Source organism: Pantoea phytostimulans (genome assembly GCF_046118715.1).
GTDB lineage: Bacteria > Pseudomonadota > Gammaproteobacteria > Enterobacterales > Enterobacteriaceae > Pantoea > Pantoea phytostimulans.
Map to the genome: position 1 here is coordinate 2,695,500 of NZ_CP173698.1, position 15,806 is coordinate 2,711,305.

Below are 15,806 nucleotides of genomic sequence, written 5' to 3' on the forward strand. Positions count from 1 at the left end.
CTGTGTTGTCTTTTTACTCGTCATCATCCCAACCATCCAGCTGACGCTTCTCCTGTTGCATCTCACGGCGGAAGATATCTTCCAGTTCACGACGCGCCTCACGAACACGAGAAACCTGCGCGCTGTCCGCATGGTTAGGCATAAGCTCACGTAACATGCGCATATCCAAACGACGGAAGTGCAGCTGCGCGCGCTGTGCCTGATGTGGATGCATGCCTAACGACATTAATGCCTTACGGCCCAGCTCCAGCGCACTGGAGAATGTCTCACGTGAGAATTGTGTCACGCCCGACAGTAGCAGTTCGTGAGCTTCAACACGTCCACGCGCGCGCGCCAAAATCTGCAACTGCGGAAAATGCTGTTGGCAAAGATGAACAATAGTCATAGTGTCTTCGGGTTCATTACAGGTAATCACAATGGATTGGGCGCTGGCTGCACCTGCTGCACGCAGCAACTCCAGCTCAGTTGCATCACCGTAATAAACCTTGTAACCATATTTGCGCATCAGGCTGACCGCGCTGATGTCACGTTCCAAAACGGTAATCCGCTTGTTATTAGCCATCAACAAGCGTCCGATAACCTGACCAAAACGTCCAAAACCGACCACAATCACCTGCGGCTGGTCGTCTTCAACAAAATGCTTCTCTGCATTCTCATCCGTTTCGTTGAAACGGCGCGCCAGTAGCCGATCAATTCCTTTCATCAGCAGCGGCGTGGTCATCATTGATAAGGTTACTGTCACCAGCAGCAACGGCAGCTGATCGCCAGAGAACAATTTTGCCGATGAAGCGGCGGAAAAGAGCACGAAGGCGAATTCACCGCCTTGACTTAACACACCGGCAAACTGCTGACGCTCTGAACTGCGCAAGCCGAACATTCTGCCCAACACATACAGCACCAGCGTTTTAACCACTACCAGAATCAGCACGCCGAGTAAGATGGTAAAGATATGGGTATAAAGCACGCCAAGGTTTAACGCCATGCCCACGGAAATAAAGAACAAGCCCAGCAGCAAGCCCTTGAAGGGATCAATAGCCACTTCCAGCTCATGACGATATTCGCTTTCCGCCAGCAGAATCCCGGCGATGAATGTGCCAAGCGCCATAGACAAACCCAGCGCGTCCATAAACAGCGCCGATCCCAGCACCAACAGCAGCGACGCGGCAGTAAACACCTCACGCACGCCCGAAGCGGCGATGTAACGGAATATCGGGCGCAGCAAATAGCGGCCACCAATCAACATGCCCGCAAACGCCAGCACTTTCATGCCAAGTTTTAGCCAGTCGATGTGTCCGCTGTCGGTTCCGGCTAAAAGAGGAATCAATGCCAGCGCTGGAATAACCGCGATGTCCTGAAATAGCAGCACAGAAAAGCCCAGCTGCCCTGACTCGCTGCGGTTCATGCCTTTGTCACGCATCAACTGCAATGCCATTGCGGTGGAGGACATGGCTAAACCAATCCCGCCAATCACTGCAGCTTGCCAGTCAAAATGACTCAACCAGAGCAGCGTGCCAAGAATCGCGGCTGAGAAGATAACCTGAGCGGCACCTACGCCAAAGATTGATCGACGAAGTGACCAAAGCTTTGAAGGGTTCAGTTCCAGCCCAATGATAAACATCAGGAAAACAACGCCAAGTTCGGAGAAATGCAGAATTTCTTCGACGTCGCTAATAAATCCTAATCCCCACGGGCCGATAGCGATGCCCGCCACCAAATACCCCAAAACTGCACCAATACCGAGGCGAGCCGCCACGGGTACAATCAGCACCGCCGCAACCAGATAAATCACTCCTGCGGTCAGCAGCGTTTGTCCTCCCATTACAACCCTCCATTCGACAGCGGTGCTGCCAGCCAATCGCCATAGGCGCGGGCATAATTTTTCATCAACTCGGGATTCTGGCGGCGCGCCCAATAGATAATCATCGGTGGCATCCAGTGCATACTGCACATCTGCGCGGTCAGCTCAAACGGCAGCATGATGTCATTCATGCGATAGCGATTCAGGCCCTGGCTTTGAAAAGCGCCTTCAGGTTCCCCGGTCGTCACCACGCTGCGCCAATATTTCCCTTCCAGCGCATTGCCATCGATACCATTGGCAAACCCGCGCGACAATACGCGATCCAGCCACTCTTTCAGCAGCGATGGACAGCTATAAGTATAAAGTGGGTGTTGAAAAACAATGACCTGATGTTCACGCAAGAGTTCTTGCTCGCGGTGAATATCAATAAAAAAGTCCGGATAGATCGCGTAGAGATCGCGAACCGTGACATGTTCCATTGCCTGAGCCGGTTGCAGCAAAATCCGATTAGCAACCGAATCCTGTGATTCCGGGTGGGCGTAAAGCAGCAAAATCTTCGGTGGCTGCGACATCGTTACCCTCCAAATCGTCGTCATTGGTGCGCTTTTCCGCTACCATGCACGACCAGCAAAATCTTATTATGTTGCCTGTAAATTAACATATTCTGACGATACGGCGCTTATGATTGTCTTTTCAGCCTTACAAATACGCCGCGGCATCCGCGTCTTGCTCGACAATGCCACCGCCACCATCAATCCTGGCCAGAAAGTCGGATTAGTGGGGAAAAACGGCTGTGGTAAATCCACACTGCTGTCGCTGCTAAAAGGTGAGATCACCAGCGATGCCGGCAGCATGACCTTTCCTGGTAACTGGGCATTGGCTTGGGTTAATCAGGAAACACCTGCCTTGAGCAAACCGGCTCTTGACTACGTTATTGATGGCGATCGCGAATTCCGCCAGCTTGAATCTGAATTAGCTGACGCGAATGCACGCAACGATGGCAACGCCATTGCGCTTTTGCACGGCAAACTGGATGCGGTTCAGGCGTGGAGCATACCGGCTCGCGCCTCAAGTCTGCTGCACGGTTTGGGCTTTAGTCAGGAACAATTGCAACGTCCGGTAAGCGACTTCTCCGGTGGCTGGCGTATGCGCCTCAACCTGGCACAAGCGCTGATTTGCCGCTCCGATTTGCTGCTGCTGGATGAACCAACAAACCACCTCGATCTTGACGCGGTGATTTGGCTGGAGCGCTGGCTTAAAAGCTATGAAGGCACGCTGATCCTGATTTCCCATGACCGTGATTTCCTCGATCCCGTTGTGGACAAGATCATCCATATTGAACAGCAATCGCTGTTTGAATATACCGGCAATTACACGTCGTTTGAGCGTCAGCGCGTCGCCAAACTGGCACAGCAGCAGTCGCTGTATGAAAGCCAGCAAGAAAAGGTGGCGCATTTACACAGCTACATTGATCGCTTCCGCGCCAAAGCATCTAAAGCTAAACAGGCGCAAAGCCGCATCAAAATGCTGGAACGCATGGAGATGATTGCGCCTGCACACGTGGATAACCCGTTCACCTTCAGTTTCCGTCCACCGGAAAGCTTGCCAAATCCATTACTCAAAATGGAGAAAGTCACCGCCGGCTATGGTGATCGCATCATTCTTGACGCCATCAAACTGAACCTGGTGCCGGGTTCGCGCATCGGTTTACTGGGCCGTAATGGCGCGGGTAAATCAACGCTGATTAAGCTATTGGCAGGCGAACTGGATGCGCTTCAAGGTCAGATTGGTTTAGCAAAAGGCATCAAACTGGGCTACTTCGCTCAGCATCAGTTGGAATTTTTGCGCGCCGATGAATCACCATTGCAACATCTCGCCCGCATTGCGCCCAAGGTATTGGAACAGCAGTTGCGTGATTATTTAGGCGGCTTTGGTTTCCAGGGCGATAAAGTCAGTGAAATTACTGAACGCTTTTCTGGCGGTGAAAAAGCGCGTCTGGTGTTGGCACTGATTGTCTGGCAGCGCCCTAACCTGCTGTTGCTTGATGAACCGACCAACCACCTTGATTTAGACATGCGTCAAGCGCTGACTGAAGCATTGATCGACTTTGAAGGCGCGCTGGTGGTGGTGTCGCACGATCGTCACCTGCTCCGCGCCACCACCGACGATCTCTATTTAGTTCATGACGGTAAAGTTGATGTTTTCCCGGGCGATCTGGAAGATTACCAGCAATGGTTGAGTGATTTGCAGAAGCAGCAGGCGCAACAAGATAGCGCGCCCAAGCAGGATAACGTCAACAGCGCGCAGTCGCGTAAAGATCAAAAGCGCCGTGATGCCGAATTGCGTAGCCAAACTCAGCCGCTGCGTAAAGAGATCGAGAAGCTGGAAAAGCAGATGAGCAAATGGCAAAGCCAGTTGGCTGACGCTGAAGCGCAGCTTTCCGACAGCGCTATTTACGATCAAAGCCGCAAAGCCGATTTAACCGCCGCGCTGCAGCAGCAGGCAGAGAGTAAATCGGCGCTGGAAGAGGTCGAAATGGCGTGGCTTGATGCGCAAGAGAAGTTAGAGCAGATGATGGCGTCAATTTAAGACGCTTTGCGTGCGAGGTCGTTTGTCCCCCACCTCAATCCTCTCAAGTGCGAGGTCGTTTGTCCCCCGCCTCAGTCCTCCCCCATACATGGGGGAGGAAGATGCTGCAACATGCGAATTCGGTGTCAGCATGCGGCAGCACTTTACCAGCATGTGGCAGCGTCTCCTTCCCCCGCTTAGCGGGGGAAGGCCGGGATGGGGGACAGCGCGCAGAGGACCGAGGTGAGGGACAGCCAGCACTGTCTGAGGCACAAACTTCGAATCCAGCCCGCAAAATCAAACCGGTTTATCGCCTAACACTGTCGCCCGATGCATCACCCGCCGCGCCGGATAATAATCCGCATTGGCATAATGCTGTGTTACGCGATTATCCCAAATAGCGACATCGTTCGGCTGCCAGCGCCAGCGCACCTGAAACTCAGGTTTAGTCGCATGGGCAAACAAAAAGCCTAACAGCGCCTCGCTCTCTTTCTCACTCAAATCAACAATCCGCGTAGTAAAGCCTTCATTAACGAACAACGCTTTTTTACCGCTGACCGGATGGGTACGAATCACCGGGTGTTGTACCGGCGGATGCTTCGCCACCGCTTGCTGCCAGCGCTGATGCTCTTCTTCACTCTTGCGGTATTTAAATTCCTGAAACGATTTTTTGAAATCGTGTTCGGCATGCAATTCCGCCAGCAATGTTTTAAGCGGCGTAGAAAGCGCTTCATAGGCGGCAATGCCGCTGGTCCACAACGTATCGCCGCCAGACTCCGGCAACACCTTTGACGCTAAAATCGCAATCGCGGGTGGCGTATCGATAAACGTGACGTCGGTATGCCAGTTATCGTTGTCTGGTGGATTATCCTGATGCGTATCCAGCACGATAATCTCTTCCACGCCTTCAGCATGCGGATAAACCGGATGAATATGTAAATCGCCGAATCGTATTGCCAGTGCCCGCTGCTGCTCCGGGGTAATCACCTGATCGCGTAAAAAAAGCACCTGATGGCGCAGCAAGCCATGATAAAGCTGCTCAAACTGCGCATCGCTTAAGGGACGCGCTAAATCAAGGTTAGCAACCTGCGCACCAATGTTCGGGCCCAGTGCAGTGATATTCAGACGTTCGTTCATTGTTGTTCTCCATTCCAGGGCGTCAGGCGGCGCTGCAATGCACGCAGCCCGAGTTCTAAGCTAAAAGCAATCACGGCAATCACGGCAATTCCGGCCAGCACCACATCGGTAGCGAGGAATTCTCCGGCTGACTGCACCATAAAACCAAGTCCACGCGTTGCAGCGATCAATTCAGCAGCCACCAGCGTTGACCAGCCCACACCCAAGCCAATACGCAGACCGGTAAGAATTTCTGGCAACGCACCAGGCAAAATAACCCAGCGCAAGATTTGCCAACGGCTGGCACCGAGCGCTTGCGCGGCACGAATACGCACCTGCTGCGCATTACGTACGCCAGCCAGCGTTGACAGGGCAACCGGCGCGAATATCGCCAGGTAAATCAGCAAAATTTTCGAGGTTTCGCCGATGCCAAACCAGATCACCATCAGCGGCAAATACGCCAGCGGCGGTACCGGACGATAAAGCTCTATTAGCGGATCGAGTAACCCACGCACTGCAGGACTCAGCCCCATCGCAATGCCAACCGGGATACCGATTGCCGCCGCCGCCAGCAAAGCAATGACCATGCGCGTCAGGCTCGCGGCCAGATGCTGCCACAGCGTGGCGTCCATAAATCCTTGGGCGCTGGCAATCAGGAACAGCTTGCTCAGCACCTGCTGCGGTGAAGGCAAGAACAGCGGCGCAATCAGGCCAAGCGCCGTGACGCCCCACCACACCAGCAACAGCGTCAGTAAACTCAGCAAGCTCAGGCTGAGTTGCATGGAGAGCGGCCAATGCAGGCGGCGTCGTGCCACGCTGGTTTTGTCGTTGATTAAGGCGCTCATACAAAAGCCTCTCGCTGGGCAAAGACGCGGCTCAGCACATATTCGCGTTGAGCAATGAACGCTGGATCAGATTTGATACTGCGGCACGCTTCACCGCTGGCAAAGCGCTGTCCAAAATCAAGATGCAGTCGCTCAACAATGCGGCCCGGCCCCGGTGAAAGCAGAATCAATTCGCTGGCGAGAAAAATGGCTTCTTCGATATCGTGGGTAATCAACAGAATCTGTTTGCCGCTGTCGCGCCACAGCGTCAGTAGCAACGTTTGCATCTGTTCGCGGGTAAAGGCGTCAAGTGCCCCAAACGGTTCGTCCAGCAATAACAGTTGTGGATCGGCAGCTAAGGCTCGCGCAATCCCTACACGCTGGCGCTGTCCGCCGGAAAGCTGCCAAATCTGGCGTTTTTCCGCGCCTTCCAGTCCCACTTTTTTGATCAACCGGCGCGCAATAGTTTCGCGTTCCTGACGCGCCATGCCGGCTAGCTGTAAGCCAAACGCAACGTTGTCGAGAACATTGCGCCAGGGCAGCAATCCTTCATTTTGGAATACCACGCCACGCTCCGCGCCCGGGCCATTGATCGTCTTGCCTTCCAACGTGATGCTGCCAGATTCAACCGGAAGAAAACCGGCAATCAGGTTGAGCAGCGTGGTTTTGCCGCAACCCGATGGGCCCAGCACTACCAGCAGTTCGCTTTTATCCACTTGCAGATTGATGTCCTGCAAGGCGGGTTGTCCGGCGTAACGAGCATTAAGATGCGCGATGCGTAGCATAGTGACTCCTTACAAGGTGACTTAGGGTTTAGCTAACGGCGCAACAAAACGCGTGGTGACGAAGCTGCTGTAGTCACTCTCCGCCTGCGGCACGCGGCCCTGCTCTTTCAGGAACTGCGCGGTATCGACAATCGCCTTGTTAACCGGCTTGCCTAACTGCTCAACCTGCTGCTGTGCTGTGAGGTAAGTGTTGCCTTTCACCAATCCCGCAACTTGCGCTTCCGGCACGCCGCTCAGACGAGACAGCTTGCTCAGGTTGTCTGGCTGTTTCAGCCATTCATCGGGGTTATCGATGTAAGGTTTCTGTGCTGCCAATGCACTACGGGCGAAAGCCGTTACGATATCGGGATGCTGTTCGGCGAAGTCTTTGCGTACCACCCAAACGTCGAGGGTTGGCGCGCCCCAGCTGCCCACTTGTGAAGAATCTGTCAGCACCTTGCCCTCTTTCTCCAGCTGGTTAACGGCGGGAGCCCAGACGTAAGCGCCATCAATATCACCACGCTGCCAGGCGGCAATAATGGCGGGCGGTTGAAGGTTAACAAGCTGAACCTGCGAAGGCTTGATGCCCCAATGCTTAAGTGCGGCCAACAAGCTGTAATGCGTCGTTGAAATGAAAGGAACAGCGATGCGTTTACCGATCAGGTCTTTCGGGCTGGTAATGCTTTTTTTCACCACGAACGCTTCTGAATTTCCAAGCTGAGAGGCCAGCAGGAATGCTTCTATGGGTAACTGCTGCGTCGCCGCAACTGCTAGCGGGCTAGAACCGATATTACCGATTTGTACGTCACCCGAAGCGAGTGCACGCAACACGCCTGCACCACTGTCGAATTTGCGCCAGTCAACCGTTGCGCCGCTCTCTTTCGCAAACGTATTGTCCGCCTGCGCAACTTTGGCTGGTTCCGCTGAAGTCTGGTACGCCACTGTGACGTTTACCGCTGCCGCCTGGAAAGTCAGCAGCGCCAATGCCGCCGCTAAAATTGACAATCGTCCTTTTACTACCATGATGCTGCACCCCGATGTTTTTATGATGCAGGCAGTTTCACTGAGACGTTTAATTTCATGAAGGAATTAAAAATTATCCCTAATAGAAATAAGTTCTTAGATCAAAATCCGCAAAACTCATGCACTGGATGCAATTAGAAAAGCAGTCAAGACTGCAGTTGATAACGTTAAGAAAGCGTAAAGGCGGAAATAGGTTATGCGCTCACATTCGGGTTGTGATATTGGTATATCCTCTTTTTTGCTGGCGAATGAAGGGCTTTGTGTTCGATGTCGATAGAGAAAGTTGCTCAGTTGGCTGGCGTATCCAAAGCCACCGTTTCAAGGGTTCTGAACCAACATCCCGGCGTTAAACCGGCTACCCGCCAAAAGGTCTTATCAGCTATTTCCGCCAGCGCTTATCAGCCAAATTTGTTAGCGCGCCAACTGCGTACGTCACAAAGCCATATGTTAATGGTGTTAATTTCTGACATCACTAATCCCTTCTGTTCACGGGTAGTTCAGGGGATTGAAGCTGAGGCTGAAATCCACGGTTATCATATTTTGCTCTGTCATTCGGCTTCACAGCTGCAGCGCGAAGCGGCCTATCTGGCCTTGCTGACCGGGAAAGTAGTGGATGGCGTGATTACTATGGATGCGGCGGCAGGTTTACAAGATCTCAACACCATCATCGGCAATGCGCCTTGGGTGCAGTGTTCGGAATTCGATCCGCTGATTCAGGCTTCTTCTGTCACCATCGATCATCTTGGTGCCGCACGTGACACCGTGCATTATCTGGCAGGCAAAGGACGTAAACGCATCGGGCTGGTAAACGGCGATATGCGCTATCTCTACTCACATCATCGTGAAAAAGGGTATCGCCAGGCGATTGAAGAACTGGGTTTGGATTGGATGGGCGTGGCCTATGCCGAAAATATCTCCTGCGAAGCGGGTAGCAAAGCGTTACGCGAACTGATGACGAAGCCGGAACCACCGGATGCGGTGTTTGCCGTTTCTGACGTATTAGCGGTTGGCGTGATTCATACCGCGCTGGAAGCCGGGTTTCGGATACCCGAAGATTTAGCCGTTGTGGGCTTTGACGGTATTCCTTTTACCAGCAGCCTGAATCCGCCGTTGACCACTATCGAACAGCCGATGTATCAGCTCGGCGCGCGCAGCGTGCAGCTGCTGCTGGAAAAAATTCGCCATCCACGTGCGCCGATTATTCGGGAAGTGTTGCCCTGGAAGCGCGTTGAACGCGCTTCCAGTTAACTCAATGCCAGATCAACAGCACGCAGGCTGCGGTTAATGCGCCCATTGCCACGTTGAAAATTGTCCAAGCCCGGCGGCTGCGAAGGATGCGGCCAATCATCGCGCCAAACCCCATCCAGATTACCCCTGACAGCAAATTCACAATGAACATGCCAAGGCTAATTGCCATCACGGAATGGCGGTACGCCTCGCCCGCCAGACTAAAGCTGGCTACCGCGCCCAACGCCATTAACCAGGCTTTGGGATTGATTAACTGTAATAATCCGCCCTGCCAAAATGGCATGGGTGCTGCGGGTGCATCATCGGTTTCCAGTTTTTCATAAGCTGCGGTCGCAATCTTCCATGCCAGCCACAATAGATAGAGGCTACCGGCAATCTTAAGGAATAAATGCAGTGAAGGATAAAGCACGATCAGGCCGCCCACACCGAACGCCACCATCAGTAACATGACCTGCATGCCGATCATGATGCCAATCATCAGCGGAATGGTGCGCATAAAGCCAAAATTGGCGCCCGAGGCGGTGAGTAACATATTATTAGGGCCTGGCGTGATCGCGGCGACCCAGAGAAAACCCAACATCGATAAAAAAAGGCTCAGTTCCATGAAAATCGGGTGCTCCTCACCCCATCAAGCAAAAAACCTATCGAAGCTAACAGTGTGATATGGAACAGACAAGCCTTTACGACATGAAATTTACTGGCAGTGCAGATGAACGTTTTAACGCACCCGCGGGCTTACGCAACCCGCATCTGCAAACCGTGCTGCCGCGCCTGCTCAGACGCCATGTAACGTTGCAGCCACACTGGCAGCGGCTCGATCTGCCGGATGGCGATTTTGTTGATCTGGCGTGGAGTGAAGATCCGCAGCAAGCGCAGCACAAGCCGCGCGTGGTTCTGTTTCATGGCCTTGAGGGGAGTTTTACCAGCCCTTATGTACATGGTTTGATGCAGATGTGTCAGGCGCGCGGTTGGCTGGCGGTGGTCATGCATTTTCGCGGTTGCAGTGGCGAGCCAAATCGCCTGAACCGTATTTATCACTCCGGTGAAACCGGCGACGCCAGCTTTTTCCTGCACTGGTTACGCGCGCGCTGGGGCCATGTTCCCACCGTGGCGGTTGGTTTCTCGCTTGGCGGTAATATGCTGGGCTGTCTGCTGGGTCAACAAGGCAACGAGGCCGCACTGGATGCAGGCGTAATCGTTTCGGCCCCACTGATGCTTGAGCCCTGTAGCCTCCGGCTGGAGCGAGGTTTCTCACGCTTCTATCAATATTACCTGCTCGCTCAACTCAAGAAAAACGCTGAACGCAAGCTGCTTGCCTGGCCGGAAACGCTGCCGGTGGATTTAACTCAATTGAAGGCGTTGCGCCGTTTACGTGATTTTGATGATGCGATCACCGCACGTGCCCACGGCTTTACGGATGCCAGCGACTATTATCGTCGTGCCAGTGCTTTGCCTTTATTAAAGGCGGTGCGTAAACCGCTGCTGATCATTCATGCCAAAGACGATCCGTTTATGAGCGATGAAGTGATACCGCGCAAAGAACAATTATCTGCCACTATTACTTATCAGCTGACGTCACATGGCGGCCATGTTGGTTTTGTCGGTGGTACGCTGCGTCAACCGCAACTGTGGCTGGAACAGCGCGTGCCGCAATGGATTTCCCCTTTTTTGGATTGCTAACCCGTGATTATTCCCTGGCAAGATGTTTCGCCCGAAACACTCGAAAATCTGATTGAAACCTTTGTCCTGCGAGAAGGTACCGACTACGGCGAGCATGAGCGCAGTCTGGAAGACAAAGTTGCTGATGTACGCCGCCAGCTTGAGCGTGGCGATGTTGTGCTGGTGTGGTCTGAACTGCATGAAACGGTAAATATCATGCCGCGCAATGAATTTCGCAGCTAATGCGCTAACGAGAAATTCATGCTAACAATGCTCTTCGCCCGACCTCACAGGGAGTTTTTTTATGTCTGCTCGGCATCCAATTATCGCGGTGACCGGCTCCAGCGGAGCCGGAACCACCACCACCAGCCTCGCCTTTCGTAAGATTTTTCAGCAGCTGGATCTGCACGCGGCAGAGCTTGAAGGCGACAGTTTTCACCGCTTTACCCGCCCGGAAATGGACATGGCGATCCGCAAAGCGCGCGATCTTGGACGTCATGTCAGCTATTTCGGTCCCGAAGCCAATGACTTCGGCCTGCTAGAACACTCTTTTATCGAATACGGTAAAAGTGGTCAGGGTGAGTCGCGCAAATATCTGCATACCTATGATGAAGCGGTGCCGTGGAATCAAGTGCCCGGCACGTTTACACCCTGGCAGCCGCTGCCGTCGAATACGGATATTTTATTTTACGAAGGCCTGCACGGCGGCGTTATGACAGCGCAACACAATGTGGCTGAAAACGTCGATTTACTGGTTGGCGTAGTGCCGATTGTGAATCTGGAATGGATTCAGAAGCTGGTGCGTGATACCAGCGAGCGCGGGCATTCACGTGAAGCGGTGATGGATTCAGTGGTGCGTTCAATGGAGGATTACATCAATTTCATTACCCCACAGTTTTCCCGCACGCATATTAACTTCCAGCGCGTTCCTACCGTAGACACGTCAAACCCGTTTGCCGCACGCACCATTCCGTCGCTGGATGAGAGCTTTGTGGTGATCCATTTTCAGGCGTTGGAAGATATCGATTTTCCTTATCTGCTGGCGATGCTACAGGGATCGTTCATTTCGCACATTAATACGCTGGTGGTGCCGGGCGGCAAGATGGGATTAGCGATGGAGTTGATTATGGGGCCATTGGTAAAACGATTAATGGAAGGTAAGCGGATTGAATAAATATCTACCCTAAATAATTCGAATCGCAGGAAGATGGCAACGAATGAATCCTGATGAGCTGATTAAAGTAGATGTTACCGGTGAATGCGGGCAGTCAACGCACCAGCAATTTGAAAAATGATGGATAGAGAGGCCGAGAGTCGGCCTCCAGCAATTACCGTTCTTTCACTTCATAGCTGTGGGTCATTTCTACCCCTTTACCCAACATGATCGCGACTGAGCAATACTTCTCAGCCGAAAGATCGACAGCACGTGCAACCGCTTTGTCAGCCAGCGCTTTGCCGCTGACAATAAAGTGCAAATTAATATGCGTAAAAATACGCGGCGCTTCTTCGCGACGTTCGGACGTCAGCTTCACCTCGCAATCCACTACATCATTGCGGCCTTTCTGCAAAATGGTGACCACATCAATCGCGCTGCAACCGCCCGCTGCCATCAACACCATTTCCATTGGGCTAGGGGCTTTATCGCCGGCGTTGCCGTCCATCAAAACCTGATGACCAGAAGAGGATTCACCAAGAAACGTTAGACCTTCAACCCATTTCACTCTTGCCTGCATGATTTAGCTCCCAGAATATGCTGATTTGCCGCCAGAGTACGCTTTCACCTGGTAAACAGCAATCCAGAGAAATCCGCACTTTGCTGAAGCGAGACAACACAAGACAGTCGGCAAAAGCTGTGCTACAAACAGAGCTGAAAATATTTTTCGTCACTCGATGACGGAGCCGGGAAGAATTAAGCGCACTGCGCCAAATGCAGCCCGAATAATTTCCAAAATGGAAAATGCTTTACGCTTTCATCGCCTGACAGGGAAACTGTCCCCTGTATTTTGGGCACGATTACAACAGAGGATAATAGCGAATGGTTCTCGGCAAACCGCAAACAGACCCTACACTCGAATGGTTCCTGTCCCATTGCCATATTCACAAATATCCATCCAAAAGTACGCTGATTCACCAAGGTGAAAAAGCTGAAACGCTTTACTACATCGTGAAAGGTTCCGTTGCGGTTCTGATCAAAGATGAAGAAGGCAAAGAGATGATTCTCTCCTATCTGAATCAAGGCGATTTTATCGGCGAGCTTGGCCTGTTTGAAGAAGGTCAGGAACGCAGCGCTTGGGTACGTGCGAAAACCGCGTGCGAAGTGGCGGAAATTTCTTACAAGAAATTCCGTCAGTTGATTCAGGTAAACCCGGATATTTTGATGCGACTGTCGTCGCAGATGGCGCGTCGCTTACAGGTAACGTCAGAAAAAGTGGGTAACCTCGCTTTCCTCGACGTGACTGGACGCATTGCACAAACACTGCTTAATCTGGCCAAACAGCCAGACGCCATGACGCATCCCGACGGCATGCAAATTAAAATTACTCGTCAGGAAATTGGCCAAATTGTTGGTTGTTCACGTGAAACCGTGGGCCGTATTTTGAAGATGCTGGAGGATCAGAACCTGATCTCAGCACACGGCAAAACCATCGTCGTTTACGGCACCCGCTAATTCCTGTCACTCCCGGCGTGATGGCAACATCACGCCGTTATTATTTGCGCTGAGCTGATGTGGCGTCGAATCATTTATCATCCTGAGATCAATTATGCCCTGCGGCAAACGCTGGTCCTTTGCGTGCCCGTTGCGCTCGGCTGGCTGTTTGGCGATCTGCAAAAAGGTCTGCTGTTCTCATTGGTTCCCGCTTGCTGCAATATTGCTGGCCTTGATACGCCCCACAAGCGCTTCTTCAAACGCCTGATCGTTGGCGGCGGCCTGTTTGCACTTGGCAGCTTTCTTATTCAGTGGCTCACGCTGAAAGGCATTCCCCTGCCCGCGATTCTGTTTGTCGTGCCGCTTTTGCTGGGTGTAACGGGTGAGATCAGTCCACTTCACGGGCGTTTACTGCCCGGCGCGCTGATCGCCTCTATCTTCACCTTAAGCCTGATGGGGCACATGCCTGTCTGGGTTCCGCCGCTGCTCTACATTGGCGGTACGCTGTGGTATGGCCTGTTTAACTGGTTCTGGTTTTGGTTGTGGAAAGAGCAACCAATGCGTGAAAGCCTGAGTCTGGTCTATCGCGAGCTGGCAAATTATTGCGACGCGAAATACACCTTGCTGACACAACTCACCGATCCTGAAAAGGCGCTGCCACCTCTGCTGGCGCGTCAGCAAAAAGCAGTGGATTTGATTAATATCTGCTATCAGCAGATGCATATGCTGTCTGCCAACGGTGATGAAACCCATAAACGCCTGAAGCGGGCTTTTCAAGTTGCGTTGGATTTACAGGAGCATATTTCGGTCAGTCTGCATCAGCCGGAAGAAGTGCAAAAGCTGGTTGAGCAAAGCCATGCCGAAGCGGTGATCCGCTGGAACGCTAAAACCATTTCTGCACGGCTGCGCGTCTTAGCTGACAATATCCTTTATCACCAGCTTCCCGATCGTTTCTCAATGGATAAGCAGCTGGGCGCACTGGAAAAAATTACGCGCCAGCATCCCGATAACCCGGTCGGCAATTTTTGTCTTTACCATTTCAACCGCATCGCCCGCGTGTTACGTACGCAAAAGCCGCTCTATCAACGTGACTTAATGGCCGATCGCCAACGTCGCCTCCCGCTTCTGTCTGCGTTGCGTAGCTACCTAAGATTCAGATCCGCCGCACTGCGCACCGCCGGACGGTTTTCTGTGATGCTAATGTTTGGCAGCGCGTTGGCGATGTTTTTCAATATCCCCAAACCCTACTGGATTTTGATGACCATTATGTTCGTCAGCCAGAACAGTTACAGCGCCACGCGGGTTCGTATTCAGCACCGTGCGCTGGGTACTTTTGCTGGATTGGTGATTGCGGCCGCCACGCTGCGCTTCGCCGTCCCGGAATCGCTGGTGCTGTTGATCATGCTGGCCATTACTTTTATCAGTTATGTCTTCACTCGCCAGTTTTATGGTTGGGCAACGATTGGTTTTACCGTCACAGCGGTTTATTCGTTGCAGTTGCTGTCACTGAATGGCGCGCAATTTCTGCTGCCGCGCCTGATGGATACCATAATGGGCTGCCTGATCGCCTTTGGCGGTATGGTGTGGCTGTGGCCACAATGGCAGAGCGGTTTATTGCGTCAAAATGCGCATGATGCGCTGGAAACTTACCAGGATGCGCTGCGCATGTTGCTGGGGCCTGAACAATCGGCTGAAAAACTGGCTTATCAGCGGGTGCTGGTTAATCAGGCACATAACGCCTTGTTCAACTCGCTCAATCAGGCGATGCAGGAGCCGGGTTTTAATTCGCAATATTTAAAAGATATGCGCATGTGGGTGACACACAGTCAGTTCATCGTTGAACACATTAACGCCATGACCATTCTGGCGCGTGAACATACCATGTTGCCCCCTTCACTGGCGGAGAGCTATTTGCAGTCGTGTGAAATTGCCTTGCAGCGTTGTCAGCAGCGGCTGGAGTATGACGGGAACAGTTCTCAGACCAACGTGTTGGAAGCCGCAGAGAACATCAACGAAGGCCCGATTACGGTGTTAGAGCAGCATGTTAAACGCATTCAGGCCCATCTGAGCGTGATGCATACCATCTCGTCTTTGGCCTGGAGCCAGCGCCCGCAACACGGTCGCTGGCTGGTGAGGCATTTGCGGAAAAGCTAATTCAC

15 protein-coding genes are annotated in these 15,806 nt (G+C 52.6%); 7 read left to right on the forward strand and 8 right to left on the reverse strand.

Going from position 1 to position 15,806, the window contains the following annotated elements:
• Positions 1-13 precede the first annotated feature (13 nt).
• Together kefB and kefG are read right to left on the reverse strand one after the other, a co-directional pair.
• Positions 14-1,819: a glutathione-regulated potassium-efflux system protein KefB gene (kefB, locus tag ACF2G4_RS12660; protein ID WP_215845412.1), complete on the reverse strand. Its 1,806-nt coding sequence runs from the start codon at positions 1,817-1,819 to the stop codon at positions 14-16.
• Positions 1,819-2,370, reverse strand: coding sequence for a glutathione-regulated potassium-efflux system ancillary protein KefG (kefG, locus tag ACF2G4_RS12665; protein ID WP_243079833.1), 552 nt, complete (start codon positions 2,368-2,370; stop codon positions 1,819-1,821). The genes kefB and kefG overlap by 1 nt, the downstream gene beginning before the upstream one ends.
• Positions 2,371-2,479: 109 nt before the next feature.
• Here kefG and ACF2G4_RS12670 point away from each other — a divergent pair, with 109 nt between their 5' ends.
• The gene (locus tag ACF2G4_RS12670) at positions 2,480-4,387 is read left to right on the forward strand and encodes an ABC transporter ATP-binding protein (RefSeq protein ID WP_409074908.1); all 1,908 of its coding nucleotides are present in this window, start codon (positions 2,480-2,482) and stop codon (positions 4,385-4,387) included.
• A gap of 276 nt (positions 4,388-4,663) precedes the next feature.
• On the opposite strand, the gene tauD is transcribed toward ACF2G4_RS12670, so the two are convergent.
• From tauD to tauA, 4 genes are read right to left on the reverse strand one after another with little or no spacing between them, the layout of a single operon-like run.
• Positions 4,664-5,503, reverse strand: a complete 840-nt coding sequence (gene tauD, locus ACF2G4_RS12675) for a taurine dioxygenase (protein WP_243079835.1) — start codon at positions 5,501-5,503, stop codon at positions 4,664-4,666.
• Entirely contained in the window at positions 5,500-6,327 is an 828-nt protein-coding gene (tauC, locus tag ACF2G4_RS12680) for a taurine ABC transporter permease TauC (RefSeq protein WP_409074909.1), read from the reverse strand. The genes tauD and tauC overlap by 4 nt, the downstream gene beginning before the upstream one ends.
• On the reverse strand, positions 6,324-7,091 hold the full coding sequence (gene tauB / locus ACF2G4_RS12685) for a taurine ABC transporter ATP-binding subunit (protein ID WP_215845410.1): 768 nt from the start codon (positions 7,089-7,091) through the stop codon (positions 6,324-6,326). Before tauB ends, tauC begins: the two co-directional genes overlap by 4 nt.
• Positions 7,092-7,112: 21 nt before the next feature.
• On the reverse strand, positions 7,113-8,093 hold the full coding sequence (tauA, locus tag ACF2G4_RS12690) for a taurine ABC transporter substrate-binding protein (RefSeq protein WP_243079837.1): 981 nt from the start codon (positions 8,091-8,093) through the stop codon (positions 7,113-7,115).
• Positions 8,094-8,360: 267 nt separating this feature from the next.
• Between tauA and ACF2G4_RS12695 the strand changes: the two genes are divergently transcribed.
• Positions 8,361-9,341: a LacI family DNA-binding transcriptional regulator gene (locus tag ACF2G4_RS12695; protein WP_215845409.1), complete on the forward strand. Its 981-nt coding sequence runs from the start codon at positions 8,361-8,363 to the stop codon at positions 9,339-9,341.
• Between the two features lies 1 nt (position 9,342).
• Here the strand turns inward: ACF2G4_RS12695 and ACF2G4_RS12700 are convergent, their stop codons facing one another.
• The gene (locus tag ACF2G4_RS12700) at positions 9,343-9,945 is read right to left on the reverse strand and encodes a LysE family translocator (RefSeq protein WP_243079838.1); all 603 of its coding nucleotides are present in this window, start codon (positions 9,943-9,945) and stop codon (positions 9,343-9,345) included.
• Between the two features lie 59 nt (positions 9,946-10,004).
• Between ACF2G4_RS12700 and ACF2G4_RS12705 the strand changes: the two genes are divergently transcribed.
• The 3 genes from ACF2G4_RS12705 (at position 10,005) to ACF2G4_RS12715 (ending at position 12,174) form a co-directional block, all read left to right on the forward strand.
• A complete protein-coding gene (locus ACF2G4_RS12705; RefSeq protein WP_409074910.1) occupies positions 10,005-11,021 on the forward strand; it encodes a hydrolase in 1,017 nt (338 codons plus the stop codon).
• 3 nt (positions 11,022-11,024) lie between these two features.
• Positions 11,025-11,243, forward strand: coding sequence for a YheU family protein (locus tag ACF2G4_RS12710; RefSeq protein WP_215845406.1), 219 nt, complete (start codon positions 11,025-11,027; stop codon positions 11,241-11,243).
• A gap of 61 nt (positions 11,244-11,304) precedes the next feature.
• The gene (locus ACF2G4_RS12715) at positions 11,305-12,174 is read left to right on the forward strand and encodes a phosphoribulokinase (RefSeq protein WP_215845405.1); all 870 of its coding nucleotides are present in this window, start codon (positions 11,305-11,307) and stop codon (positions 12,172-12,174) included.
• A gap of 154 nt (positions 12,175-12,328) precedes the next feature.
• On the opposite strand, the gene ACF2G4_RS12720 is transcribed toward ACF2G4_RS12715, so the two are convergent.
• Complete coding sequence (locus ACF2G4_RS12720; protein ID WP_215845404.1) at positions 12,329-12,733, reverse strand: OsmC family protein; 405 nt, start codon at positions 12,731-12,733, stop codon at positions 12,329-12,331.
• A 302-nt stretch (positions 12,734-13,035) separates the two neighbouring features.
• On the opposite strand from ACF2G4_RS12720, the gene crp reads away from it, so the two are divergent.
• A complete protein-coding gene (crp, locus tag ACF2G4_RS12725; protein ID WP_000242758.1) occupies positions 13,036-13,668 on the forward strand; it encodes a cAMP-activated global transcriptional regulator CRP in 633 nt (210 codons plus the stop codon).
• A gap of 57 nt (positions 13,669-13,725) precedes the next feature.
• On the forward strand, positions 13,726-15,801 hold the full coding sequence (locus ACF2G4_RS12730) for a YccS/YhfK family putative transporter (protein WP_409074911.1): 2,076 nt from the start codon (positions 13,726-13,728) through the stop codon (positions 15,799-15,801).
• The last annotated feature ends 5 nt before the right edge of the window (positions 15,802-15,806 follow it).

What these genes read in the sequence shown, in the direction of transcription:
- kefB (WP_215845412.1), bottom strand. Translation starts at nt 1,819, where the DNA reads ATGGGAGGACAAACGCTGCTGACCGCAGGAGTGATTTATCTGGTTGCG.
- kefG (WP_243079833.1), bottom strand. Translation starts at nt 2,370, where the DNA reads ATGTCGCAGCCACCGAAGATTTTGCTGCTTTACGCCCACCCGGAATCA.
- ACF2G4_RS12670 (WP_409074908.1), top strand. Translation starts at nt 2,480, where the DNA reads ATGATTGTCTTTTCAGCCTTACAAATACGCCGCGGCATCCGCGTCTTG.
- tauD (WP_243079835.1), bottom strand. Translation starts at nt 5,503, where the DNA reads ATGAACGAACGTCTGAATATCACTGCACTGGGCCCGAACATTGGTGCG.
- tauC (WP_409074909.1), bottom strand. Translation starts at nt 6,327, where the DNA reads ATGAGCGCCTTAATCAACGACAAAACCAGCGTGGCACGACGCCGCCTG.
- tauB (WP_215845410.1), bottom strand. Translation starts at nt 7,091, where the DNA reads ATGCTACGCATCGCGCATCTTAATGCTCGTTACGCCGGACAACCCGCC.
- tauA (WP_243079837.1), bottom strand. Translation starts at nt 8,093, where the DNA reads ATGGTAGTAAAAGGACGATTGTCAATTTTAGCGGCGGCATTGGCGCTG.
- ACF2G4_RS12695 (WP_215845409.1), top strand. Translation starts at nt 8,361, where the DNA reads ATGTCGATAGAGAAAGTTGCTCAGTTGGCTGGCGTATCCAAAGCCACC.
- ACF2G4_RS12700 (WP_243079838.1), bottom strand. Translation starts at nt 9,945, where the DNA reads ATGGAACTGAGCCTTTTTTTATCGATGTTGGGTTTTCTCTGGGTCGCC.
- ACF2G4_RS12705 (WP_409074910.1), top strand. Translation starts at nt 10,005, where the DNA reads ATGGAACAGACAAGCCTTTACGACATGAAATTTACTGGCAGTGCAGAT.
- ACF2G4_RS12715 (WP_215845405.1), top strand. Translation starts at nt 11,305, where the DNA reads ATGTCTGCTCGGCATCCAATTATCGCGGTGACCGGCTCCAGCGGAGCC.
- ACF2G4_RS12720 (WP_215845404.1), bottom strand. Translation starts at nt 12,733, where the DNA reads ATGCAGGCAAGAGTGAAATGGGTTGAAGGTCTAACGTTTCTTGGTGAA.
- crp (WP_000242758.1), top strand. Translation starts at nt 13,036, where the DNA reads ATGGTTCTCGGCAAACCGCAAACAGACCCTACACTCGAATGGTTCCTG.
- ACF2G4_RS12730 (WP_409074911.1), top strand. Translation starts at nt 13,726, where the DNA reads ATGTGGCGTCGAATCATTTATCATCCTGAGATCAATTATGCCCTGCGG.